At 56.3% G+C, this 23,483-nt stretch carries 19 protein-coding genes; 7 read left to right on the plus strand and 12 right to left on the minus strand.

The window, feature by feature from the left end; all coding sequences use genetic code 11:
* Positions 1-110: 110 nt before the first annotated feature.
* Both BUA49_RS07680 and BUA49_RS07685 read left to right on the plus strand, forming a co-directional pair.
* Complete coding sequence (locus BUA49_RS07680; RefSeq protein ID WP_072796587.1) at positions 111-1,514, plus strand: FAD-binding oxidoreductase; 1,404 nt, start codon at positions 111-113, stop codon at positions 1,512-1,514.
* Positions 1,514-2,197: an SIR2 family NAD-dependent protein deacylase gene (locus BUA49_RS07685; protein WP_072796588.1), complete on the plus strand. Its 684-nt coding sequence runs from the start codon at positions 1,514-1,516 to the stop codon at positions 2,195-2,197. Before BUA49_RS07680 ends, BUA49_RS07685 begins: the two co-directional genes overlap by 1 nt.
* Positions 2,198-2,221: 24 nt before the next feature.
* Here the strand turns inward: BUA49_RS07685 and BUA49_RS07690 are convergent, their stop codons facing one another.
* The 5 genes from BUA49_RS07690 to BUA49_RS07710 all read right to left on the minus strand — a co-directional run bounded on the left by BUA49_RS07690 (position 2,222) and on the right by BUA49_RS07710 (position 6,949).
* Positions 2,222-3,532, minus strand: a complete 1,311-nt coding sequence (locus BUA49_RS07690; protein WP_072796589.1) for an ABC1 kinase family protein — start codon at positions 3,530-3,532, stop codon at positions 2,222-2,224.
* Positions 3,533-3,579: 47 nt separating this feature from the next.
* On the minus strand, positions 3,580-4,242 hold the full coding sequence (locus BUA49_RS07695) for a fumarylacetoacetate hydrolase family protein (protein WP_072796590.1): 663 nt from the start codon (positions 4,240-4,242) through the stop codon (positions 3,580-3,582).
* Between the two features lie 42 nt (positions 4,243-4,284).
* Positions 4,285-4,827, minus strand: a complete 543-nt coding sequence (locus BUA49_RS07700) for an adenine phosphoribosyltransferase (protein WP_072796591.1) — start codon at positions 4,825-4,827, stop codon at positions 4,285-4,287.
* A 29-nt stretch (positions 4,828-4,856) separates the two neighbouring features.
* Positions 4,857-6,155 (minus strand): NCS2 family permease, encoded by a 1,299-nt coding sequence (locus BUA49_RS07705; protein WP_072796592.1) that lies wholly within the window; start codon positions 6,153-6,155, stop codon positions 4,857-4,859.
* A gap of 182 nt (positions 6,156-6,337) precedes the next feature.
* Positions 6,338-6,949, minus strand: a complete 612-nt coding sequence (locus BUA49_RS07710; RefSeq protein ID WP_072796593.1) for a trimeric intracellular cation channel family protein — start codon at positions 6,947-6,949, stop codon at positions 6,338-6,340.
* A 198-nt stretch (positions 6,950-7,147) separates the two neighbouring features.
* On the opposite strand from BUA49_RS07710, the gene BUA49_RS07715 reads away from it, so the two are divergent.
* Together BUA49_RS07715 and BUA49_RS07720 are read left to right on the plus strand one after the other, a co-directional pair.
* Positions 7,148-7,714 carry a BLUF domain-containing protein gene (locus BUA49_RS07715; protein WP_072796594.1) on the plus strand — a complete coding sequence of 189 codons (567 nt, stop codon included), beginning with the start codon at positions 7,148-7,150 and terminating at the stop codon, positions 7,712-7,714.
* Between the two features lie 153 nt (positions 7,715-7,867).
* Complete coding sequence (locus BUA49_RS07720) at positions 7,868-8,848, plus strand: NADPH:quinone oxidoreductase family protein (RefSeq protein WP_072796595.1); 981 nt, start codon at positions 7,868-7,870, stop codon at positions 8,846-8,848.
* 64 nt (positions 8,849-8,912) lie between these two features.
* Here BUA49_RS07720 and BUA49_RS07725 read toward each other — a convergent pair whose 3' ends face one another.
* The 7 genes from BUA49_RS07725 to BUA49_RS18310 all read right to left on the minus strand — a co-directional run bounded on the left by BUA49_RS07725 (position 8,913) and on the right by BUA49_RS18310 (position 19,237).
* The gene (locus BUA49_RS07725) at positions 8,913-10,736 is read right to left on the minus strand and encodes a long-chain-acyl-CoA synthetase (protein WP_072796596.1); all 1,824 of its coding nucleotides are present in this window, start codon (positions 10,734-10,736) and stop codon (positions 8,913-8,915) included.
* 60 nt (positions 10,737-10,796) lie between these two features.
* Positions 10,797-12,746, minus strand: a complete 1,950-nt coding sequence (locus BUA49_RS07730; RefSeq protein ID WP_072797755.1) for an acetyl/propionyl/methylcrotonyl-CoA carboxylase subunit alpha — start codon at positions 12,744-12,746, stop codon at positions 10,797-10,799.
* Between the two features lie 41 nt (positions 12,747-12,787).
* Positions 12,788-13,606, minus strand: coding sequence for an enoyl-CoA hydratase/isomerase family protein (locus BUA49_RS07735; protein ID WP_072796597.1), 819 nt, complete (start codon positions 13,604-13,606; stop codon positions 12,788-12,790).
* Positions 13,607-13,667: 61 nt separating this feature from the next.
* Positions 13,668-14,828 (minus strand): acyl-CoA dehydrogenase family protein, encoded by a 1,161-nt coding sequence (locus BUA49_RS07740; RefSeq protein ID WP_072796598.1) that lies wholly within the window; start codon positions 14,826-14,828, stop codon positions 13,668-13,670.
* 96 nt (positions 14,829-14,924) lie between these two features.
* Positions 14,925-16,541, minus strand: coding sequence for an acyl-CoA carboxylase subunit beta (locus BUA49_RS07745; protein ID WP_072796599.1), 1,617 nt, complete (start codon positions 16,539-16,541; stop codon positions 14,925-14,927).
* 9 nt (positions 16,542-16,550) lie between these two features.
* A complete protein-coding gene (locus BUA49_RS07750; RefSeq protein WP_072796600.1) occupies positions 16,551-17,417 on the minus strand; it encodes an SDR family oxidoreductase in 867 nt (288 codons plus the stop codon).
* A 23-nt stretch (positions 17,418-17,440) separates the two neighbouring features.
* Complete coding sequence (locus BUA49_RS18310; protein WP_072796601.1) at positions 17,441-19,237, minus strand: acyclic terpene utilization AtuA family protein; 1,797 nt, start codon at positions 19,235-19,237, stop codon at positions 17,441-17,443.
* Positions 19,238-19,347: 110 nt separating this feature from the next.
* On the opposite strand from BUA49_RS18310, the gene BUA49_RS07760 reads away from it, so the two are divergent.
* The 3 genes from BUA49_RS07760 to BUA49_RS07770 all read left to right on the plus strand — a co-directional run bounded on the left by BUA49_RS07760 (position 19,348) and on the right by BUA49_RS07770 (position 23,441).
* Positions 19,348-20,013 carry a TetR/AcrR family transcriptional regulator gene (locus tag BUA49_RS07760; protein ID WP_072796602.1) on the plus strand — a complete coding sequence of 222 codons (666 nt, stop codon included), beginning with the start codon at positions 19,348-19,350 and terminating at the stop codon, positions 20,011-20,013.
* A gap of 252 nt (positions 20,014-20,265) precedes the next feature.
* Positions 20,266-22,926, plus strand: coding sequence for a S8 family serine peptidase (locus BUA49_RS07765; protein ID WP_072797757.1), 2,661 nt, complete (start codon positions 20,266-20,268; stop codon positions 22,924-22,926).
* Positions 22,923-23,441, plus strand: a complete 519-nt coding sequence (locus tag BUA49_RS07770; RefSeq protein WP_072796603.1) for a protease complex subunit PrcB family protein — start codon at positions 22,923-22,925, stop codon at positions 23,439-23,441. The genes BUA49_RS07765 and BUA49_RS07770 overlap by 4 nt, the downstream gene beginning before the upstream one ends.
* Positions 23,442-23,483: the final 42 nt, after the last annotated feature.

A 23,483-nucleotide genomic window follows, 5' to 3' on the forward strand; every position in this document is an offset into this window, starting at 1 on the left:
ATGATACCATAAAAGCAACTTTTCACAGCGTGCCGGTTTGCCTGGATCAACTGAACTTGGAACTTTGTATCCGGAGCCCCCGTCCCAACCCTGACGAGATTGATGCATTCATGAAATCCGAACAGATCATTGCTTCCCTCAAAGAGCTTGTAGCCACCGGTGAGGCGCCCGGAAAGGTACTGACTGATCCTGCTGATCTTGAAAGCTACGGCAAGGACTGGACGCGAATCTACGCCCCCAATCCATTGGCCATCGTGCTACCGAAAACCACCGAACAGGTTCAGGCATTGGTGAAGTTTGCCAACGAAAACCGCGTGGCGCTGGTTCCTTCCGGTGGCCGTACCGGTCTGAGCGCGGGCGCAGTGGCCGCCAACGGAGAAGTGGTTGTTGCGTTCGACAACATGAACCAGATTCTGGATTTCAGCGCCAGCGATCGGCTTGTTCGCTGTCAGGCGGGTGTTGTGACTGAACAGCTGCAGAATTTTGCCGAAGAGAATCATCTGTACTACCCGGTAGATTTTGCTTCCGCCGGCTCCAGCCAGCTTGGCGGTAATCTCTCCACCAACGCAGGCGGGATCAAGGTGATCCGCTACGGTATGAGCCGAGACTGGGTGGCCGGCCTCAAGGTAGTAACCGGTAAAGGCGACATTCTTGATCTGAACAAAGATCTGGCAAAGAACAACACCGGCTACGACCTGCGTCATCTGTTCATCGGCGCCGAGGGCACGCTGGGCTTTATTACCGAAGCCACCATGAAGCTCTCGCGCCAGCCAAACAACCTCACAGTGCTGGTGCTCGGGCTGAACGACCTTGGCAACACCATGGACGTGCTCAAAACCTTTCAGAGCGGCCTTGATCTGACCGCCTACGAGTTCTTCTCGCACCAGGCCATGGGGCACGTTCTCGCTCACGGGCAAGTACAGGCGCCATTTGAAACCGAGGCGCCTTACTACGCGCTGCTGGAGTTTGAAGCGACGTCTGATCAGGTGATGGACGACGCCATGAGCCTGTTTGAGCAGTGCATGGAAAACGGCTGGGTGCTGGACGGTGTCATCAGTCAGAGCGAAACCCAGGCACAGAACCTGTGGCAGCTGCGCGAGCGCATTTCGGAATCCATCGCGCCCCGAACGCCCTATAAAAACGATATTTCCGTTGTGGTTTCCAAGGTTCCGGGATTCCTGCAGGAAATCGATGAAGTAGTGACGAACCATTATCCCGACTTTGAGATCATCTGGTTCGGGCACATTGGCGATGGTAACCTGCACCTCAACATCCTGAAGCCGGAAAACATGGCGAAAGAAGACTTCTTCGAAAAGTGCCAGCAGGTCAACAAGTGGGTTTTCGAAATTGTCGAGAAGTATCAGGGCAGCGTCTCCGCCGAACACGGTGTGGGCATGACCAAAAAACCCTATCTGCAATACACTCGCAGCGAAGCGGAAATCGCTTACCTGAGAGGGATCAAGCAGGTATTTGATCCCAAAGGAATCATAAACCCAGGCAAGATCTTCGACTGATGCAAAGGCACGTTGTCGTACTCACAGGCGCTGGCATCAGCGCCGAAAGCGGCCTCTCCACCTTCCGGGATAACGGCGGCCTCTGGGAGCAACACAGCGTATACGATGTTGCTACCCCGGAAGCCTTCGCCCGCAATCAGGAGCTGGTGCTGCGTTTCTACAATGAACGCCGGCGCCAGCTCGCCTCGGCCCAGCCAAACAGCGCTCACCGCCTGCTAGCTGAACTGGAACAGCGCCACCGTGTAACCATCATCACCCAAAACGTTGACGATCTGCACGAACGTGGCGGCTCCAGCCGCGTGATTCACCTGCACGGCGAACTCACCAAAGCCAGAAGCTCGGTCAACCCGGAACTGGTTTACGACCTGGGCTACCGCGACATACAGCTGGGCGACCACTGCGCCATGGGCCAGCAACTGCGCCCCTTCATCGTCTGGTTTGGAGAAGAAGTCCCCATGCTCCAGGCCGCCGCCGACATTGTCCGCACCGCAGACGACCTGTTGATCGTAGGAACGTCGCTACAGGTCTATCCTGCTGCCGGGCTGGTTCATGAGGTGGAGAGAGACGTACCGATTACGGTGATAGACCCAGGCGAACCGGCGGGCGTTTCCCGTGCAAGAGTTATCAGGAAAGGCGCAGGAGAGGGCGTTGCAGAGTGGGTGAATAAATTCTTGGCCAGATAGGCATCGGCAGCGCCAGGGTAGGTGTCAGTGCGACTCCGCAAGATACCCACGAAGCTCCTCGCCAAAAGCTGCCTGAACCCCCAGTCGCTTCAGCATCCAGTAATGCCCTGCAATCATCCGGTCAATAAAAATACTCTCAACCGGCGGCTTGAATGAATCCAGATACTTGAACACCGTGCTCGTCTTTGCCGCCACATGCTTGTGGATACTGGACTCGCCAAAATCATAAGGCTGTTCTGAATTAAACGGCACGATCAAAATATCCCGCCACATCGCGTAGTAAGCCTCATCAATGGCCGGCTGACTCCCCACCCGGGCACCCAGATCAATCAGATAGGCATCCAGAGCCTTGTAGTCCTGAGCCAGCGCCGCTGTCACTGCATTGCGGTAGGCCTCGACAATCTCCGGCTTCAGCTTTTTCACACAGCCGAAATCGTACATCACAATGCTGCCATCCGGCCGGTACGCAAAGTTTCCAGCATGAGGATCACCATGGATACACTCAAAGCGGAATAACTGGTCTGCCATGGTCGTAAACATGCGATGGCCGATCAGATTGATTGTGGCCTGATCGTAGTGCTCCGGCGTGACCTCGCTGACGTGGTCGCCTTCTTCCAGTCCCAGCGTAAGCACATGGCGGGTCGAGTGGCTTTGAATGACGGAGGGAATAACCACCCACGGATCGTTTTTGTGAAATTCCCGAAACAGCTCAATGTTGCGAGCTTCATTCTCGTAATCAAGCTCTTCCCGAAGGCGTTCTCGGATCTCCGTGAACAACTGGTCGACTGACTCTTTGGGCATTTTCAGCAGGCCACCAAGCTTCAGGGCCAGGCGCAGCTGTTTCAGATCGGAATCGCAGGACTCATCAACGCCCGGGTATTGCACCTTTACGATCACGTCCGTGCCGTCGTGCAAGCGCGCGCGGTGTACCTGGCCGATCGATGCCGCGGCGTAGGGTGTTTCCTGCAGGTACTCAAACAGCTCGCCTACCGGTTTGCCCAGTTCGATCTCTACCTGTTCAAGAATAATCTCGAAGGGCATGGGCGGCGCTTCTCTCTGCAGCTTCTGAAGCGCATCAGAAAACTCCCGGGGCAGAAAATCCTGGGTCTGGGACGCAATCTGGCCCACTTTCATGGCCGCACCTTTCATTTCACCGAGTGTGTCGGTAATGCGGTTGGCCATGCGGGTATAACTTTCGCTGCGGGCCCCGTCGTCGTTTTCGCTACTGAGCAGACTCCGGGCTTTCTGGCCCGCGTACTGCCCCGCCACCGAGGCAGTCATGCCGGCAAGCTTGAAGAAACGACCACTGCGTGAGGTAACCGGTTTTTTTGCCATGCTTGACTATACGTGCTCTTCAGAAAGAAAGATTGTGTCAGCCCAAGTTAAACCACTTTGGTGGAAACAGACAACTGATCTTCCAGTTGCAGCGATAGCGTTTGGCCTGAAGACAGAGGCCCAACGCCACTGGGAGTCCCAGTGAGCACCACGTCTCCGGGCAGTAGCGTAAAGTGGCTGCTTATATGGGCCAGCAGCGGAATGACAGGGAAAAGCATATCCCGGGTATCACCGCTTTGCTGGCGCTGCTCGTTGATATCCAGGCTGAAGGTAATGTGGTCGTTACGGAAATGCTCAGCGGCCACAAACGGAGACAAGGGGCAGGCGCCATCAAAGGCTTTGGCCCGCTCCCAGGGGTGTCCCTTTTCCTTTAGCTGGCTTTGCAGATCCCGAAGGGTCAGATCCAGCGCCAAGCCATAGCCGAGTATAGCGGCCTGGGCTTCGCTGGCAGACGCGTTGGTCAGGGGTTTGCCGATCAGCACCGCCAGCTCGGTTTCGAAATGCACCTGGCCCTGATTGGCCGGGAACTCCAGAGGTCGTGTCACATGCACTGCGGAGGTAGCCGGTTTGATGAACAGCAAAGGTTCTGCAGGTATCGGGTTGTTGAGCTCTTTAGCGTGTTCGGCGTAGTTCCGGCCAACGCAGACAATCTTTCCCAGTGGCAGATGCACCGGCGTGCCGTCTTTCCAGTGGTGTTGATAATGATCCATGATGTCCTCCCAACGCTCTCCAAGTAATCCAGGGTGAAGTCTCTATTCGCCCTCAAACGAGCATACAGTATAGACCTTCAGGCCCTCTTCCTGCAGCTTGGCAGACCCACCAAGATCTGGAAGATCGATCATCGCAGCGACTTCCACAATTTCGGCGCCAATACGGCGAATCAGTCGACTGGCAGCTAGCATCGTGCCACCAGTGGCAATCAGATCATCCACCAGCACCACTTGGTCACCAGGTTTGAAGGCATCCCGGTGCAGTTCTACCGATGCCGTTCCGTATTCCAGCTCGTAGTCTTCCACCAGCGTATTGAACGGCAGTTTGCCCTTCTTGCGCACCAGCACCAGCGACGCGTTGAGCTCATAGGCCAGGGCCGAGCCAATGATAAATCCACGGGCATCAACCGCAGCCACCGCATCAATTTTGTGGCCATGGTAGCGGTGAACGAAGGCATCAATCAGCTTTCGAAAGGCTGTCTTGTCTTGCAGAACCGTGGTGATATCACGGAAGGCAACGCCGGGCTTGGGCCAGTCCGGCACTGTGCGGATTGCTTGCTTGATGCTTTGAGAAAAATAATCCATAAAAATCAGGCTCTCAGTCCGGGTGCAGCTCAGGCTACGTCCAGAAAGATGAATTTGAGGATGAAAACAATGGCGATAATCACAACACTTACGTTCAGGTCTGACCAGCGCCCACTCAAAGCCTTGATGACGGCGTAAGTGATGAAGCCCAGTGCAATGCCGTTTGCGATAGAGAAGGTCAGCGGCATCATTAGCGCGGTGACCACCGCCGGCGCGGCATCTGTGATGTCGTCCCAGTCGATCAGTTTCAGCCCGCTGGTCATCAATACCGCCACGTAAAGCAGTGCCGGTGCAGTGGCGTAAGCCGGGATAATGCTGGCGATGGGTGACAGCAGCAGGCATGCAAGGAACAGAACAGCGACAACCACGGCGGTAAGGCCCGTGCGCCCGCCGGCAGAAATGCCTGCGGTGGACTCAATGTAGCTGGTGGTGGTTGAGGTACCGAGGGCGGCACCAGACATGGTGGCCACCGAGTCAGACATCAGTGCGCGGCCCAGGCGTGGAAGCTTGCCGTCTTTGTCCAGAAGGCCACCACGCTGGGCGGCACCAATCAGCGTGCCCGAAGTGTCGAACAGATCCACAAACAGGAACGCGAACACAATGCTGATCATGCCGACATTCAATGCCCCGGCGATATCCAGCTGCATAAAGGTTGGCGCAAGGCTTGGTGGCGCGGAGGCGAAGCCATTGTATTCGACCATGCCCAGCATCATTGCGATGGCCGTTACGGCAATAATACCGATCATGACCGCACCGGTAATGCGACGGAATGACAGCGCACAGATTAGTACAAAGCCACCAAAGAAGAGCAGGCTTTCTGCCGATTTCAGTTCACCCAGGCCCACCAGCGTGGCGGGGTGGTCCACTACGATGCCGGCATTTTTCAGGGCGATCAGCGCCAGGAAGAAGCCGATGCCGGCGGAAATCCCCAGGCGCAGAGACATGGGAATACTGTTTATGATCCATTCGCGGATCTTGAAAATGCTCAGCAGGAAGAAAATCAGACCCGAGAGGAAGACCGCGCCAAGCGCTACCTGCCAGCTGTACCCCAGGCTGCCCACAACCGTGAACGAGAAAAAGGCGTTCAAACCCATCCCCGGCGCCAGGGCAATCGGATAGTTGGCCCACAGGCCCATAATCAGGGTGCCGATTGCCGCTGCCAGACAGGTGGCAACAAATACCGCCCCGAAGTCCATGCCTGTGGAAGACAGGATGCTGGGGTTGACCACGATAATGTACGCCATGGTCAGGAAGGTGGTGATGCCCGCAACCAGTTCTTTACGAACGTTGGTGTCGTGGGCCTGGAGTTGGAACAGTCGTTCGAGCATGACGGGTGTCTGCCTCTCAGGATGCCAGAATGTGGGGTTTGGGAGTCTGTAGTTAAGTTAAAAAGCCAAGTAAAAAACTAAGCTAGAAAGTCACTTGAAAAAGAGCTGCGTGAAAAAACGGTAATCTTACTGGCTGAGGGTTCTAAGGCCAAGAGATGATTGAAGTCTCCCGGTCATCAGCTTTACGTCGGATCCCGTTGTAAGCGGATATCGAAACGCACCGCTGCCATCCGCACAATAATAATAAAGAGCAGGCCGATCGTCAGCGACAGGGCTTCGCTTTGCAGGGCCCACTGGCACAGGAAATAGAGCCAGCATCCGGCAAATGCAATGGACGCATAGATCTGATCCTTGCGGAAAATGAAAGGCACTTCGTTACAGAGGGTGTCGCGCAGGGCTCCGCCAAATGTACCTGTCATCACGCCGAGGAGAGAGGCAATAAACCATGAATGGCCCAAATCGAGAGCTAGCTGTGCCCCAAGTATCGAGAAAGTGCCGAGCCCAATGGCGTCCGGAAACACAATCCAGGACTCGCGAATACGCTCTGAGCGCTTCCAGTAACTGAATACAATCGCCATGGCGAGAATCAGGATGGGCTGCTCTTCGTGCTTGATCCAGTAAACCGGATGGTTTGCCATGATGAGATCACGCAGTGTTCCACCACCGAGGGCAGTCATAAAACCGATAGTGAAAACACCGACGGGGTCCATATTCTTGGAGCGAGCAACCACCATGCCTGATATGGCGAAGGCAACAATGCCAATCATTTCAAGCGAGTAAACAATATCGAGCATAATGAACCTTGAAAGGAAGGCGGATGGTTTCTGAGCGGCTCGGATCAGGAGGGCGAAGAATAGCGGAAAACCGCGTTCGATTCATCCCGGATAGCAATGCGATGGGCCTGCCTGTTCCGCCGTCTGTGATCCATAACGATATGCCTGGACGTATTTGACCTTTTGCTCGCAAACAATCAGTTTTACGGAGTTTCTGATATGTCCCTTATGCGTCTGGCCTATGCCAGTGAAGCCACCTTCGAACCCAAACCGGTAGAGCAGGGTGTTGAGCCCAACGTTGCACGAATTCTCATGACTTCGCGTCGAAATAACGGCAGATGCGATCTCGTCGGTGGCCTCTATTATGGGGACAATCGGTTTTTTCAGTATCTGGAGGGAGCAGAAGAGGATGTCCGGAAAACCTATGAACGCATCAAGGGAGATAGCAGGCATCGCAATATAACCACGCTGATCGAAGAGCCTCTTGAAAAGCGGACGTTCAGCAATTGGTCCATGAAGTATGTGCCGCTCTCCGCGGACGTTCGTCGGTTTCTGGCAAGCCATAACCTGGATAGCTTTGACCCTGCATCATTCACCTCTCGGCAATGTGAGGAAATGATTGAACTGGTTCGTAGTTCCAGTCAAAACCAAAAACTGGTTAATCACGATGGCGAGATGGTAACGAGACAAAAGGTACAGGCTTATTCCCTGGGACTGCGCATGGGGCTGCTTGGTGCTGCTGTCTGCATTCTGGGCGCGCTGGTTTTTGCCGGCGCAATGCTCTGAGTAATAACACAGCCTATAAATAGTGTTGATTCATTTGAATAAAAGAGAATTATTTGCTTCATGGGGCGACTCTGTTTAGCTTGATGGCAATCAAGAACGGGCAGAATCTCTGTCCTGTCAGCATCAAACAACAACATTGTTACAGGAGTTTCCGTGAAAGCCATCCTCTGTAAAGAATTCGGCCCTGCTGAAAAGCTCGTGATTGAAGATGTACCGAGCCCTGAAGCGAAAGGTCGCGGCGTTAAAGTCCGCGTAAGAGCAGCGGGCCTGAACTTCCCTGACACACTGATTATTGAAGGTAAGTACCAGCTGAAGCCGACAATGCCGTTCTCCCCGGGCGGAGAAATGTCCGGCGAAGTCATTGCGGTGGGTGACAAGGTAACCCGCTTCAAAGTTGGCGACCGGGTTGCAGGCTTGACCGGTTACGGAGCCTTTGCTGAAGAAGTGATCGTTCCCGAGCACAACCTGCTGCCGGTTCCAGAAGGCATGAGTGACGAAAAAGCTGCCGCGTTCACCATGGTTTACGGCACTTCCTATTACGCTCTCAAACAGCGCGCCAACATACAGCCGGGCGAAAGCCTGCTGGTTCTGGGTGCCAGTGGTGGTGTAGGGCTGGCAACGGTAGAACTGGGTAAGGCCATGGGCGCTCACGTTATCGCCGCCGCCAGTTCAGCGGAGAAACTGGAGGTTGCCAAAGCCGCCGGCGCGGATGAGCTGATCAATTACACCGACGAGCCTCTGAAAGACGCTGTAAAGCGCCTGACCAACAGCAAGGGCGTGGATGTGATTTACGACCCCGTAGGTGGCGATTTCACCGAACAGGCTCTGCGTGCCATGGCCTGGAACGGCCGCCACCTGATTATCGGCTTTGCTGCTGGCGATATTCCCAAAATCCCGGCGAACCTGACGCTGCTGAAAGGCTGTTCGGTTGTTGGTGTGTTCTGGGGCAGCTTCACCCAGCGCGAGCCGGAAGCGAGTGCCCAGAACATGATGGAGCTGATGAAGCTCTATGCCGAAGGCAAAATTGATCCGAAAATCAGCGAAGTGTTCGAGTTTGAGGATTACGCCAAGGCACTGGGTGCCTTGAGCGAGCGTCGTGCTACCGGCAAAGTGGTGCTGAAGGTCGGCTCCTGAGCTCTTTGGTTGTAGCCTGTCAGTTGTGGCGCAAAGTCAAGGCTGACGGGCCTCTAAAGCACACTCAGAAATTAAACTGCCCGGAATCAATTTCCGAAACCAGCTCCGGGGTCAGTTGAACGTAACCCCCGGTTTTGGGCAACCACGCAAAAACCTGTTCATGGGGCCGTTCCAGAGCGTAACCCGCTTTCTGAATATCCACCTTGCGATACTTGAACGTTCCCGTTTTCTCGATGGCGTGGGTAACACGCACAAACACCGGAACAGCATAGGCCGGCAGGTTGTCCCGCAGGAATTCCAGCAGCTTGTTGATATCGAACTTACTGCTGTTCGGCACCAGCGTCACCATGCCCGCCTTCCCGTTGGTTTTCGGGATCTCAACGCCGTAGACAATGGCTTCCTCCACCATCCCGGAGCCGTCGATGATGTTCTCTACTTCGTTGGTTGAAACGTTCTCGCCTTTCCAGCGGAAAGTGTCCCCCATTCGATCCACGAATTGCAGGTGGCCACAGCCGATTTCTTTCAGGACATCACCGGTGTTGAACCAGGCGTCGCCTTTTTTGAAGGCATCGCGCAGGATAGATTTCTCTGTGGCTTCTTTCTGGGTATAGCCTTCGAAAGACCACTTTTTCGTAATTTCGCCGATGAGCAGCCCCGGCGCACCCTTGGCCACTTCCTGCATGACGCCCTTTTTGTTTCGAATCGGGTCGCGGGTGCCGTCGTGGAACTTCACCAGTTTGTAGGGCGCGGTGGACAGACCGACGGTGTTGTTCTGGTTGAAAAAGTTGCTGAAGCCGATGTTGCCTTCGCTGGAAGCATAGAGTTCTGCGATAGTTTCAATACCGAAGCGGTCTTTGAACTCTTTCCAGATGGAAGGGCGCAGGCCGTTGCCGAGCATTCTGGTCAGGCGGTGGTTTCGGTCCTGGTCACTTGGCGGCTGGTTGAGCAAGTAGCGGCAAAGTTCGCCGATGTAGCCAAACACCGTTGCATCGTAGCGGCGCACGTCGTCCCAGAAGGCGCTGGCGGAGAATTTCCGGCGCAGGGCGAAGGCAGAGCCGCCGGCCAGTACCGAGCCCCAGCAAACAACAAGGCCGGTACCGTGATACAGCGGCAGGGTGCAGTAAAAGACGTCTTCTGGTGCCATGGACAGAGACATCAGACCAAAGCCGCCGTAAGCCTTGAGGAATTTGTTGTGTGATCCCGGGGCGGCCTTGGGCAAGCCGGTTGTGCCGGAGGTGAACAGGTAAATCGCTGTATCTCCGGTTCTGGGCGGGTCGCTCAGCACGGGGTTGTTGCTGTTAAAGGTGCTGACCTGCTGCGCCATGTTGGCGTAGCCGGGGGGCGCGTCGCCGAAGGCGTTGAGTGTGTTGGTGTCGGCGAGGAACAGAAAGGGCGTGGGGTGGTCGAGCTGAAGGCTTGCTTTTACATCGTCAAACGCGGGTACCAGCTCTTCACCAACCACGACCATTTTCGGTTTCACCAGGTTGGCGCTGTGTTCCAGTACCTTGCCTTTCTGTGATGTGTTCAGCATGGCGCAGGCAACGCCGATCTTGGCCGCACCCGCAACCACTGCCAGAACTTCCGGGCGGTTTTCCAGGAAGACGGCAATGGAGTCGCCTTTTCCCAGCCCTTGAGCCTGGAAATAACCAGCAATGCGGTTGGTCCAGGCGTTGAAATCGCCCCAGGTGATGCTGCGATCCTCAAAAAGAATCGCAGGTCTGTTTCCATACTTTTCAGCGTTATTTTCGACAAGGGTTCCGAGGGTAAGGGTTTTGCGCGGATTCTTGACCGAGTAGTAGTAGTAACCTTTGGCAATAGCCGGAAACCGTTTGAGTATCCCCGGCAGGCTGCGTGCAATATCCATCGCGGTAACGTTGTCTTGGCTCATGGTCTTTCCGTCATTTGTTTTTATAGTTGACGCTAGTGTCCCGTCTTGTAGCAGGGGTTGTCACTCTGTAGTCCTGGATATTTCCACTAGCAACTGCTGACGCTTTACCTGATCCCCTTTGCTGGCAAGAACCTGGGCAATGATGCCGTCGCCGTCGGCTTTTACCGGGTGTTCCATTTTCATGGCTTCCAGTATGACAAGAGTTTCCCCTTGGCGAACCGTCTGCCCGGCCTCTACCAGAACGTCGATAATGGCACCGTCCATTGAGGCCTGAATGCGCCCACTGCCTGCGCCGTTGGCGCCTGCCGCCGGCTGGTGAGTAAGGTCAGTGACCGACCACGATTCTCCGAACGCCTGCAAATATAAGGAATCCCCGTCGCGGTGATATTGGCAACGCTGACGAATGCCGTTGTCGATAGTGCATAAGATGCCATCCTGAATGCTGCTGATAACCATTGCATGCTGCTCGTCGCCCAGGCGGCAGGAAAGGCTGTTGCCGCTGCTCTGTACCAGCAGTTCAACAATTTCATCACCGATGTCGAGTTTCATTGGCGTATTGGTAGCCGGTGCGTTGCTCCAGGCTTCCTGGCCGTTAGCGCCATGAGCCAGTACGCAGGCTGCTAGCGCGAGCTGGCGGATTTGCGGTTTGGCAGGCTGTAGTGATGGGTCTTCGCTGAAGGCCTGCTGCAGGAATGCGGTGGTTGCCTCGCCGGCACCAAAGGAGCTGTCCGCGATAATGCGGCTTAGGAAATACCGGTTAGTTGTTACGCCAAAGACTGTGGTGTCTTCCAGTGCGCGGATCAGGCGGCGACGTGCTTCATTCCGGTTTTCTCCCCAGGCGATAACCTTCGCGAGCATGGGGTCATAGTGTGGCGTGACCTCATCACCGGAGCGGACACCAGTATCAAAGCGCAGGCCTTCGGCTTCTGCGGGTTGAAAGATATGCAGTGGGCCGGTTTGCGGTGTGAAACCGTTGGATGGGTCTTCGGCGTAGAGCCGGACTTCAATGGCGTGGCCATTCAGTTCAATGTCATTCTGAGCCAGCGGCAGCGGCAGTCCTTCGGCAACCGTCAGCTGCCAGGCCACCAGATCCTGCCCGGTAATCAGTTCAGTAACCGGGTGTTCTACCTGCAGGCGTGTGTTCATTTCCAGGAAGTAGAAGTTACGGTCTTTGTCGACGAGGAATTCGACGGTGCCAGCGCCTTCGTAGTTGCAGGCGAGGGCGGCTTTTACGGCGGCATCACCCATGGCGGCCCGGAGTTCTGGTGTCACGAAGGGGGAGGGTGCTTCTTCAACAACTTTCTGGTGGCGTCGCTGAACCGAGCAGTCCCGTTCGCCAAGATAGACGGCGTTGCCGTGGCGGTCGGCGAAGACCTGTATTTCCACGTGGCGGGGTTCGATAACGGCTTTTTCGAGAATCAGTTCGTCGTCACCGAAGGCTTGTTTGGATTCAGATCTGGCGCGTTTGATGCTGTCGGCCAGTTCGGATTTATCATTTACCAGGCGCATGCCGCGACCACCGCCACCGGCGGAGGCTTTGATCATTAGCGGGTAGCCGATGTCGGCTGCTGCGGCAATGAGTTCGTCGTCACCAGCGTTGTCGCCTTCGTAACCGGGAACTACGGGGACGCCGGCTTTTTGCATGGCGATTTTGGAGCGCCGCTTGCTGCCCATGAGTTCGATGGCGCTGGCCGGCGGGCCTACGAATACGATGCCGGCGTCTTTGCAGGCATTGGCAAAGCCGGCATTCTCGGAGAGGAAACCGTAACCGGGGTGGATGCAGTCGGCGCCGGTTTTGCGTGCGGCATCGAGTATGGCGTCGGCGTTCAGATAAGACGCAGCAACTTGTGCCGGGCCTATGCAAACGGCTTCATCGGCGAGCTCTGTGTGCATGGCCTGGGCGTCTGCTTCGGAGTATACGGCGACGGTGCGGTAGCCGAGGGCTTTGGCGGTGCGAATAACGCGGACTGCGATTTCGCCTCGGTTTGCTATTAGTAACTTTTTTAACATTGTGCTTGTCTCGTAGATATGTGCCATTCACTCCCTCCGACTTATTTCGTGTCTGCCCAAGCCGGCGGGCGCTTCTGCATGAACGCCATGGTGCCCTCGGTGCCTTCGCTGCCTCGGACAGCCGCTGTAAACATTTCGGCTGCGCTGTCGAGCAACCCGCTCATGGATTCGTGGCCGACCCGGTGGAGCAGGGCTTTGGTTTCTGCGGTGGCGTTGGGAGCGCAGTGGCGAACGCGTTCCAGTGCATGTGCCAGCATGTCATCCAGCTCTGTATCTGATGAGGCGGCCTGGTGAACAATGCCCAGCGCACAGGCTTCTTCGGCTCCGATTCTTAATCCAAGTAGCGAAAGTCGGCGGGCCTGGGTCAGGCCTATGCGTTCAACCACAAACGGAGCGATCTGGGCCGGGATGATGCCGAGGGAGGTTTCCGGCATGCCGAACTTGGCCGTAGGCCCGGCAATCGCTACGTCTGACACGCAGACCAGGCCAAAGCCGCCGCCCATCACGGCGCCTTCGGTTACGGCGACAACCACTTTTGAGGATTCGTTGACCTGTTGGATCATTTGCCCGAAGGCGCGGTTCAGGCGGTAGAACGGATCGGCTTCGCCTTCACCCGCTTTCTGGTTGCGGGCACCGGCCATGTCTTTGATGTCGCCACCGGCACAGAAGTGTCCGCCCGAGCCGCGGATAATCACGGCGCGTATGCTGGAATCGGATTCCACTTCGGTAAATATTGCGGACAGCTCGGCAACCATCTGCAGGCTCATGGCATTCCGGGAGTCTGGCCGGTTGATAGTGATGTGCAGGGCTGGCCCCTGTTTTTCCAGAAGCAGTGTTTCGCAATGAGGCAAGGTTTCCATAAGAACGACTCCAAGAATGTGGTCTGGGGCTGGTGCCGGGGTGCCCGTCTGGCACCGAAGTTTAGTCTTTGCGCTTGCCAGGTAAGGTCCCCATCATCTTGCAGATTATCCCCAGCATGATTTCGTCGGCGCCACCGCCGATAGATACCAGCCGTACATCACGGAATGCCCGGGATGCAGGGTTGTCCCACATGAAGCCCATACCACCCCAGTACTGCAGGCAGCTATCGGTAACTTCGCGGCCCAGGCGACCGGCTTTCAATTTGGCCATGGAGGCGAGTTTGGTGACGTCCTTGCCTTCTATGTGCAGCTCACAAGCCTGATAGGTGAGGGCGCGCAGGGCTTCTACTTCGGTCTGCAGTTCGGCCAGGCGGAAGTGAATGACCTGGTTGTCAATCAGCGGTGTACCGAATGTCTTGCGCTCGCGGCAGTAATCGATGGTTTGGTTAATGCAGTTTTCCAGGGCCTTGATCACGTTGGCGGCACCCCACAAACGCTCTTCCTGGAACTGCAGCATCTGCATCATGAAGCCGGTGCCTTCGGCGCCGATTCGATAACGCTGGGGTACACGCACATCATCAAAGAAAATCTGGGCAGTTTCGGAGGAGCGCATGCCCAGTTTCTTCAGGTGCGGGCTCATGGTTATGCCCGGTGAGTTCATGGGTACGATAATCAGCGACTTGTTTTTGTGCGGCTTGTCGTCAGTGGTGTTGGCCAGCAGGCAGATAAAGTCGGCTTTCGGGCTGTTGGTGATCCACATTTTGGAGCCGTTAATGATGTAGTCATCACCGTCTTTTTTGGCATTGGTTTTCATACCCGCCACGTCGGAACCTGCGCCTACTTCGCTCACACCAATACAGCCCACCATGTCGCCGGCGATAGCCGGTGCCAGGAAGGTGCGCTTCAGTTCGTCGGAGCCAAAGCGGGCGATGGCCGGTGTGCACATGTCGGTCTGCACGCCAACTGCCAGAGGTACGCCACCACAGTTGGCCATGCCCAGTTCTTCAGCCGCTACAAGGTTGTAGCTGTAGTCCAGCCCCATGCCGCCGTATTCTTCGGGCTTTTGAATGCCCAGTAAGCCGAGGTCGCCCATTTTCTTGAATAGTTCGTGAATGGGGAACTCGCCGGCTTCCTCCCATTCGTCGCAATGGGGGTTAATTTCTTTTTGCACGAAATCGCGGACGGTTTTTCTCAAGGCTTCGTGTTCGGCTGTGAATTTCACGTTCTTGTACTCCTGATAGTTAGTTCTTGCCTGTTACTGTTAGAGCAGGTTCGCTAGCTTGGGTGGCAGGTGTGGGGACAGACTTCCAGGAATCCCCTAGAGGCGGGCCACGCCAAACGTGTTAGGTCGCAACTGACGAATTTCGGCTTCGCGGCACACGTCGAGAACCAGAGCCACTACGCGCCGTGTATCCCTTGGATCAATCAGGCCGTCGTCCCAGAGCCGGGCTGTACCGAACAGTGCTGTGGAGCCATCTTCCAGTTTCTTGGCTGTGGCTTGCTCCAGAAAATCCAGCGTTTTTGGATCAGGCTCTATGCCGCTGCGACGCTGCTTGTCTTCCGCCACGATGCGCATCACCTTACCGGCCTGGGCCGGACCCATTACGGCAGTTCGGCTGTTGGGCCAGGCGAAGATGAAACGCGGGTCGAGGCCGCGGCCACACATGGCATAGTTACCTGCACCATAGGAACCGCCGATCACGATTGCGACTTTTGGCACTCGGCAGTTGGCAACGGCTTGAATCATTTTCGAGCCGTGTTTGATGATGCCGTTCTGCTCCGAATGCGTACCCACCATGAAGCCGGTGGTGTTGTGCAGGAACAGCAGCGGCGTGCCGGCCTGGTCGCAGAGCTGGATAAACTGGGCAGCTTTCGCGCTTCCGGCCGGTGTGATCGGGCCGTTGTTGCCGATGATGCCGACGGAATGTCCTTCAATGCGGATGGTGCCGCATACGGTCTGGTCGTCGAACTCGTTTTTGAAGTCCATAAACTTTGAGCCGTCTGCGATGCGTGCCAGGATTTCACGAACGTCGTAAGGCTTTTTGGCGTCTGAGGGAATAACACCCAGCAGCTCTTCCGCAGGGTGAAGTGGTTTGTCCCACTTCAGTTCGCGTTGCAGTGGGAACTGTTCGTTCCAGGGCAGGGCTTCGAGGATGTTTCTGGCCTGGCGGATACCGTCGGCGTCGTCTTCGGCCAGATATTCGGCGGTACCAGCGACCTGGGCGTGCATTTCTGCGCCGCCGAGTTCTTCGTCATCGGCTATTTCGCCGGTTGCTGCTTTCAGCAGTGGTGGGCCGGCCAGGAACATTTTGGCTTGGCCGCGGATAGCGATTACGTAATCAGACAAACCCGGCTGATAGGCGCCGCCGGCGGTGGCGTTGCCGTGCACAACGGTGACCTGTGGGAGCCCGGCGGCAGACATGCGGGCCTGGTTGGCGAAGCCCCGCGCGCCTTGCACGAAGATGTCGGTGGCGTAGTTCAGGTTGGCACCACCGCTCTCCGACAGGGAAACAACCGGCAGTTTGTTCTCTTTGGCGATCTGCTGCAGGCGCAAGGTTTTATCCAGGCCGGCAGGCGTTATGGTTCCACCTTTGATGGCACTGTTGCTGGCTACAACCAGGCAACGGATGCCACTGACGGTGCCGATGCCAGCGATGATATTGCCGCCAGCCATGCTGCCGTCTTTGTCGTCGTGCATCTTGTAGCCGGCCAGCGAGCACAGCTCCAGGAACGGAGTACCTCGATCCAGCAAGCGGTTAATGCGATCCCGGGGCAGGAGCTTTCCGCGTTTGGTGAACTTTTCCCGTGCAGCTTCCGCCAGGTCGAGAACTTTCTGCTCCACATCCCGGAAGGTCTGGATGTGTTCATTCATGGCCTCGGTGTTGCCCCGGAACTCGTCGGATTGCGGATTAATGCTGGTTTCCAGTGTTTGCATAAAAATTCCTCAATCCTCGCTGAGCACTTTCGGTGTGACTGCCCGGTGAAAACCGTTGTACGGCTCGTTATTCTTGGCCTTGGGGAACGGCCATACCCGCCCGCCTTGTGAGGCCGCGCCGTCAATGCGCAGGCAATCACCGCTGATAAATGATGCGCCCGGGCTCAGCAAGAAGCAGATTGCTGCGCTGATTTCCGATTCCGTGCCCATGCGCTTGATGGGGACGTTGTCGCCCAAGCTGCGAATCCACTGCTTCATGTGCTCGGGGTAGTTGTCCATGCCGCTGGATGCGATCCAGCCGGGAGCAACCGCATTCACGCGAACGCCTGAGGTGCCCCATTCCACAGCGGCAGTCTGGGTGAAGTTCACCATGCCGGCCCTTGCTGCACCGGAGTGCCCCATGCCGGGCATGCCGCCCCACATGTCCGCCACAATGTTCACGATGGCACCGCCGGTCTTCGACAGAGCCTGGGTATAAGCTTCTCGTGCCATCAGAAAGCCGCCGGTAAGGTTGGTGCGTACCACCGTCTCCCAGCCTTTCTGATTGATGCCGGCCAGAGGCGAGGGGAATTGGCCGCCGGCATTGTTAACCACACCGTTCAGGCCGCCATGCTCTTCAATGATCGCTTTCACCGTGGTTTTTACAGATTCTTCTTCACGGATATCGCAGACATGAGCCGAGGCAATGCCGCCGTCCTCAAGAATTTCGGCTTTGACTGCTTCAACCTTTTCTACTTTACGACCCACCAGTGCAACACGGGCCCCAAGGGAGGCGAGTTCGTGGGCGGTGCAGCGGCCGATACCGGAACCGCCGCCGGTCACGATAAATGTCTGGCCCTTGAATAAGTCAGGGTGAAAAACGGATTGATAGCTCATATTTTTAAAACCTTATTCAAAGTTCAGGCGCGTACCAGCCCGGAAGGTACTGGCACTGGAAATTCAAGTAACTGCTGTGCAAACGCCTTGCCTTGCGGATCAATTCGCAGGCTGGCAATGCCGCCGCCACCGAGGCTGTGTTCGAGAAGGAAGTTGAACGCATGAAACCCGGGCATGGCCCAGCGTGTCACCTTGCCGGTTTCCGGATTAAGTGTATGGGCCATCCACTCTGCGACCGCATCTTCGGTCAGCGCAGTTTCGATAAACGGAACGAATTCCGGGTTGCGCGCAATAACACCAATGTTGCTGTGGTCACCTTTGTCGCCGCTGCGGGCCCAGGCCAGATCGATCAGGCGCACGGTGGTATCGGAAGCTGGCGCTGGTTTACCTGCGGGCTGATCTTTGATCTGTTCGGGCTGGAACCCGCCTGTAGAATCTATGTCTACGTATGTCACGTCATCGTCCAGATTAACCGATACAGCGACTTCGCCCTTGGGCACCAGGCAGGAGTAAAGTCGGATTTTAGGCCACACGGCTGGCCGGCCACCCACAATACCGGTAAGGCCAGGTGCCATGCCGGTCGCCGCCTGTGCGATTTCCCTTGAAAAAAGCACGAGTGCCGCTTTCTTCGCATGAGCTGTGCTGATTTTGACGACAACTTCCCGGATGCCCTGGCCTCGACCCTGCTTACCATATGTGGTTTCAGTGCCCAGCAGTTCGATGCTGGTTTCCGTGTAGTCAGGCAGGCCACGCTCCTTTAGCAGGCGTGACGTTTTGGTGAGAATCGCTTCGGCAACCGCCTGGGCCTTCTTCGGGGCGTCAATGCCTGCGAGCAGGAAGGTTGCGGTGCACTTGAAACCGTCTGGCCAGGTGCCGGACACTTTATAGCTGTCCGTTGGTGGCAGGCCGCGGGCGCCGCGCACGGTTACACGGTCTGCCCCGCTTTCTTCCAACTCAACATTGGTAAAGTCGCAGGTAACATCTGGCAGCAGATAAGCGCGGGGGTCGCCTATTTCGTAAACCAGTTGTTCAGCTACGGTGCCACGGCTCACTAGGCCACCAGTGCCTTCCGGTTTGGTGATGACGAAATCACCATCTGCACTGACTTCGGCAATGGGGAATCCCATGTCGTCAAAGCCTTCGGCAACGTCTTCCCAGTCTGTAAAGTTACCGCCCGTTGCTTGTGCGCCGCATTCCAGAAGGTGACCGGCAAGGCTACCCTGAGCCAGCTTGTTGTAGTCTTTCCAGTCCCAGCCAAACTCGTGAACCAGAGGTGCAAGAATCAGTGCGCTGTCTACGACCCGGCCGGTAAGGACAATGTCGGCTCCCTGCTCCAGGGCTGCCACCATGCCCGGTGCGCCGAGGTAGGCGTTCAGGCTTACCATCATTGCCGGCATGGGCGCACCCGTGGCCATTTCGGTTGTGCCGGCTTTGCTCAGGGCCTGCTTTTTCGGCAGCAAGTCGTCACCGAGCACCAGCGCGATGTTCAATTTCACACCAGCCTTTTCGCATAAAGCTTGCAGGGCATCACGGCAGGCCACCGGGTTAACCCCTCCGGCGTTAGCCAGAACACGAATGCCTTTTGCTTTGATGTCGCCAAGCAAAGGGCCCATAACGGTTTCTACAAAGTCCCGGGCGTAGCCTTTACTGGGGTCTTTCATCTTCTGGCCGGCCATGATCGACATGGTGACTTCGGCCAGGTAGTCGGCAACCAGGTAATCAATGTTGCCTTTATGAACCAGTTGCGCTGCTGCCGTTTCGGTGTCGCCCCAGAATGCGGAGGAACAACCTATGCGAACGGTTTTGGGGGAGTCAGCCATGTGCATGCATCCTGTTACTGTGTTGGCCCGGCGTTCGTGCATGGGTGTAGGCCATAGATTGATTCATGATCAGACAGTACCAAGCAAGCGCTTGGTTTGTAAACAGGTAAATGTCAGGTAGAATATCCATTCTTTTAGAGCCGCTGGATGCCCTTGTGAATCAAGACAAAATTCTTCAGTCACTTATTGCCGAAAATCTGGTTTCCGACCCGGACAGTGCTCGCGGTCGTCTGCTTCGGGAAGCGGCGCGTCTGTTCCGTGATAAAGGTTACGAGCGCACCACTGTGAGGGATCTGGCAGCTGCCGTGGGTATCCAGTCGGGAAGCCTTTTTCACCACTTCCGCACCAAAGAAGAAATCCTCAAAGCGGTAATGGTTGAAACCATCAGATTGAATACAGCCGTAATGCAGGCGGCTATGAGTGCCGCTGATTCCAACCGGGAGAAGCTAAGGGCGCTGGTAAGCGCAGAGCTGGAATCGATTAACGGCCAGACCGGAGAGGCTATGGCGGTTCTGGTGTTCGAGTGGCGCAGTCTTTCTGAAGCCTCCCAGGCAGAAGTGCTGAAGCTTCGGGATATCTATGAGGCCTTATGGCTGGATGTGCTGAATGCTCTGAAAGATGAGGGCGCTCTGGTAGCCGATCCATTTGTGGTGCGCCGTATGCTGACAGGTGCCTTGAGTTGGACGGTAACCTGGTACCGGCCGGAGCGCGGTGGTCTGACCCAGGACGGCCTGACCGATCAGGTAGTCGCGATGCTGGGCCTGAGCCAGTCTTGACCTGCCATCTGTTTGCCCGACAAGTTGTAGGCGAGAGCGAGGTGTTTGCGGCAGAGCGCACGGCATCGTTATGAACGTTTGTTGCTGGTCGCCTTTGTGCCGATGATGTTCTATGCCCTTTAAGGGGTGGTAAGAACATGGCCGGTAATAGAGCGCGCCGTTAAAAAAACAGAGCCAGGAGAACTTGTTCCGGATCCGAACTATAATATAAGTATAGGTAGTTCAATGGATGGCGGGCTCGGAGCAGGTATCATGGATTATACAAATAACCAGATTGCTGGTGTGCTGGCACTTTCGCTGGTGGTCGGCGGCTGCGGCGGCGGATCATCATCTTCTGGTGATGACGAGGACGGGGTAATCGATGTCCCGCTGCCTCTGGCTCCGGTTGTTGTTGCCGGTTCTATCGGTATTGAGGCCAATACTCGGGTTGACGGTGATACGGCTGACCGACTCATCCTGACCAGAAGTCCGCTGACCGAGCCCCAGCCACTGCCAGTCTCATTCATTCTTGCGGGATATGTCAGTCTTGACGAAGATTCCCGCGGCACCAGCGACCCTTTTGATGACTTTCCCAAAGATCCGGAAGACAGTTTTCGAGTTCCGCTTGTGCCGGGGGAGCTCGTGTCTCTCCGCACCTTTCTCGATGATGCTGACGGACCGGCAGTAACGCTGGAGTTGCAGCGCCTGGATGGGGCAGCGGTGAGCTCGCAAACCACTGATCCGGTCAATAATTTATTTTCGGCCAGTGTGAGCCTGCCTGCGACTGAGAATCCGGGTGACTATCTTGTGGCGGTTTTCCCTGGTCCGTTGGATCCTCGGCCGGCCCGCTATGTGCTGGAAAAAACAGCGGGGGCGCAGTCTGCAGCGCTGAATCTGGACTGGCCGGAGCACGCCTTTGTTCCGGGGCGGGCCATCGTTACCATGTCGGACTCTGCCGGCCAACAGATGGCTGCATCCAGTCAGCTCGCGGGGCAGGCAATCCGCGCGCTGGGCCATCAGCACTGGTTAATGGCTATGCCGGCCAGCCGCATGTCAACGCCGTCAGCCAGCGGACAGGATACTCTGGATTGGATCGATAACCTGAGGCAGCAACCCGGAGTTACGAGTGCGGTGCCTGACTATATTATGTCGGCCCAGGGACCGCTCGATCAGCCGCTGTATCCGAAGCAGTGGCATTACGATCTGATCAATTTACCTGCTGCCTGGCAACTGGCCGCTGGGGGAGGTTCTGATGTCAAAGTAGCGGTTATGGATACCGGGCTGTTCAGAGACGCATCGGGCTGGCATCCGGACCTGGCCCCCAATGTTGTAAGTCCGATTCCTGACGGAGCAGACTTTGTCTCAGCAGAATTCGACAATGATGGCACCGGAGGCCGGGACAACGATCCGCGAGATCCTGGAAACGCAGCAGGTGATAATGTGTTTCACGGCACCCATGTTGCTGGCACCGTCGCGGCCAGTGCGACAACTCTGCTTGGTGGAACGGGCGTGGCATTTGGCAGCGAACTGCTGCCTGTCCGGGTGCTGGGCGAGGGTGGTACCGGGTCGTCCACCGATCTGATTGATGCTATCCGCTGGGTCGGTGGCAGCATTCCGGTTAAGGCTGACATAATCAACCTCAGCCTCGGTGGTCTGCCCGAGATAACAGCTTTGCAGGATGCTATTACCGAGGCCGTTTCCAACGGCGTGATTGTTGTGGCTGCTGCAGGCAATCAGGCCAGCTCCCTGTCCGCATACCCGGCCGCAGCGCAAGGCGTGTTTGCTGTCAGTGCGGTGGATGGTGGTGGCAATATTTCCAGCTATTCCAACTTTGGCCCCTGGATTGACCTTGCGGCCCCGGGCGGCGACATTCGCAGGGACGCAAACCTTGACGGCTTGGCGGATCTGGTTATCAGCGCCAGTGCAAGCCTTGGCGTCGAGGGGTTTGAGCCGGATTATGCCGGGCTGCAAGGTACGTCGATGGCGGCGCCTCATGTGGCTGGAGTGTTTGCACTCATGAAAAGCATAAAGCCGGATCTGAATACCGTGAGGCTGGCGACTTGGCTCGCGGACGGTCGACTCACTACACCTGTCCCGGGTGGCCGCTCAGATGCGCTGGGTTTCGGGGTGATTGATGCGGCCAAGGCGGTTCTGACTGCTATCGATTCTCCTTCAGTCACTATTCTGACGGCATCGCCCGCTGTCGTCAGTCTGTCGTCGGAGACCAGAAAATCACAGGATATCGAGTTGCAGGTTCTGGGTGACCAGAGCCAGACTGTGACTGTTGATCCGCTCATCGCGAGCCCGGACTGGCTTGATGTGTCGCTTTCCGCAGCGCCGCCGTTTTCACTAACCGTTAATCTTAACGATCAGTTGCCGCCGGGCGGTCCTGTGCGCACTACACTTCAGGTGAAATACACCAGCGACATTCCCAGAGAGCTTGAGATTCCGGTGGTGGCTGAGCTTGTAACGGATGAGAATGTACGGGATGCGGGCCGGCATTTTGTGCTGCTGGTTAATACTGAACCAAATGCCCAAGGCCAGCTTGAATCAGCCGCTCAGGTCTCCATGGTTGCCGTTAACGGAACTTATCAGTTCAGTTTTCGCCTGGATGACGGGCGTATCTCAAGTTTTTCTGACGCACCTCCAGGCGATTATTATCTTGTAGCGGGCACAGATCTGGACAACGACGGTATTATTTGTCAGGCGGGTGAGGCCTGTGCGGAGTACCCGGTGACAGGCATGCGGGAGGTGATTACCATAGACGAGAACACTGATCTGACGGGTATCAGTATGAGCACAAGCTACTCTCGCCCCACCATATCGGCAGCAACGCCTGATGTGCTGCCCCGCCCCGGATTCACAGGTTATAAACTGAAAACGCCACAACCGGCCAGTGAGATTGCACCCAAAACAATCGGAGCAGAGCGTTGATTGCAGTAATCAGAAAAATGTTGGCAGGCTTGCCTGCGGTTTCTTTGTTGGCTGGGAGTGCTTTGCTCGCTGGCTGTGCATCTTCCGACACGGTGGAAGATAAGCCCAGTGAGCCTTTGGCGCGCCAGGTGATCCAGTCTGCACATTGTGGGCTGACCGGCCCGGGACTGGCTTACGTCCAAACCCCGGAGCGATTGCAACAGCTGCTGGAATTACCTGCCCAGAATATGGCCGTTCAGCAACTGCGGCAGGTGGATCTTGGAAAGGAGCATCTGCTGTTTGTGACGCTGGGAGAGAAGCCAACGGGTGGCTACAGTGTCAGCCTGACTTCGGCTTCGTTAGAGAATACCGACAATACTCTGCGACTTTCCATGACTGTGCGTGCGCCTGCGCCCGGGACAATGGTTACACAGGCAATCACCTCACCCTGTGTGGTGATTGCCGTTCTGGCAAGGGACCGGCGAGAGATTCGGGTATCCGGTGTCCGTGACAGGGATCTTGTTGTGAAGTTTTAATTATCCCGCCGTCCATAGGCTGTTCATACAAACAGCAATCAG

Origin of the sequence: Marinobacter antarcticus (assembly GCF_900142385.1) — a bacterium.
Classification (GTDB): Bacteria; Pseudomonadota; Gammaproteobacteria; order Pseudomonadales; family Oleiphilaceae; genus Marinobacter; species Marinobacter antarcticus.

Bases quoted from the DNA above. Each gene is read 5' to 3' on its own strand.
- BUA49_RS07680 (WP_072796587.1), top strand. From the start codon at position 111: ATGAAATCCGAACAGATCATTGCTTCCCTCAAAGAGCTTGTAGCCACC.
- BUA49_RS07685 (WP_072796588.1), top strand. From the start codon at position 1,514: ATGCAAAGGCACGTTGTCGTACTCACAGGCGCTGGCATCAGCGCCGAA.
- BUA49_RS07690 (WP_072796589.1), bottom strand. From the start codon at position 3,532: ATGGCAAAAAAACCGGTTACCTCACGCAGTGGTCGTTTCTTCAAGCTT.
- BUA49_RS07695 (WP_072796590.1), bottom strand. From the start codon at position 4,242: ATGGATCATTATCAACACCACTGGAAAGACGGCACGCCGGTGCATCTG.
- BUA49_RS07700 (WP_072796591.1), bottom strand. From the start codon at position 4,827: ATGGATTATTTTTCTCAAAGCATCAAGCAAGCAATCCGCACAGTGCCG.
- BUA49_RS07705 (WP_072796592.1), bottom strand. From the start codon at position 6,155: ATGCTCGAACGACTGTTCCAACTCCAGGCCCACGACACCAACGTTCGT.
- BUA49_RS07710 (WP_072796593.1), bottom strand. From the start codon at position 6,949: ATGCTCGATATTGTTTACTCGCTTGAAATGATTGGCATTGTTGCCTTC.
- BUA49_RS07715 (WP_072796594.1), top strand. From the start codon at position 7,148: ATGTCCCTTATGCGTCTGGCCTATGCCAGTGAAGCCACCTTCGAACCC.
- BUA49_RS07725 (WP_072796596.1), bottom strand. From the start codon at position 10,736: ATGAGCCAAGACAACGTTACCGCGATGGATATTGCACGCAGCCTGCCG.
- BUA49_RS07730 (WP_072797755.1), bottom strand. From the start codon at position 12,746: ATGTTAAAAAAGTTACTAATAGCAAACCGAGGCGAAATCGCAGTCCGC.
- BUA49_RS07735 (WP_072796597.1), bottom strand. From the start codon at position 13,606: ATGGAAACCTTGCCTCATTGCGAAACACTGCTTCTGGAAAAACAGGGG.
- BUA49_RS07745 (WP_072796599.1), bottom strand. From the start codon at position 16,541: ATGCAAACACTGGAAACCAGCATTAATCCGCAATCCGACGAGTTCCGG.
- BUA49_RS07750 (WP_072796600.1), bottom strand. From the start codon at position 17,417: ATGAGCTATCAATCCGTTTTTCACCCTGACTTATTCAAGGGCCAGACA.
- BUA49_RS18310 (WP_072796601.1), bottom strand. From the start codon at position 19,237: ATGGCTGACTCCCCCAAAACCGTTCGCATAGGTTGTTCCTCCGCATTC.
- BUA49_RS07760 (WP_072796602.1), top strand. From the start codon at position 19,348: ATGTCAGGTAGAATATCCATTCTTTTAGAGCCGCTGGATGCCCTTGTG.
- BUA49_RS07765 (WP_072797757.1), top strand. From the start codon at position 20,266: ATGGATTATACAAATAACCAGATTGCTGGTGTGCTGGCACTTTCGCTG.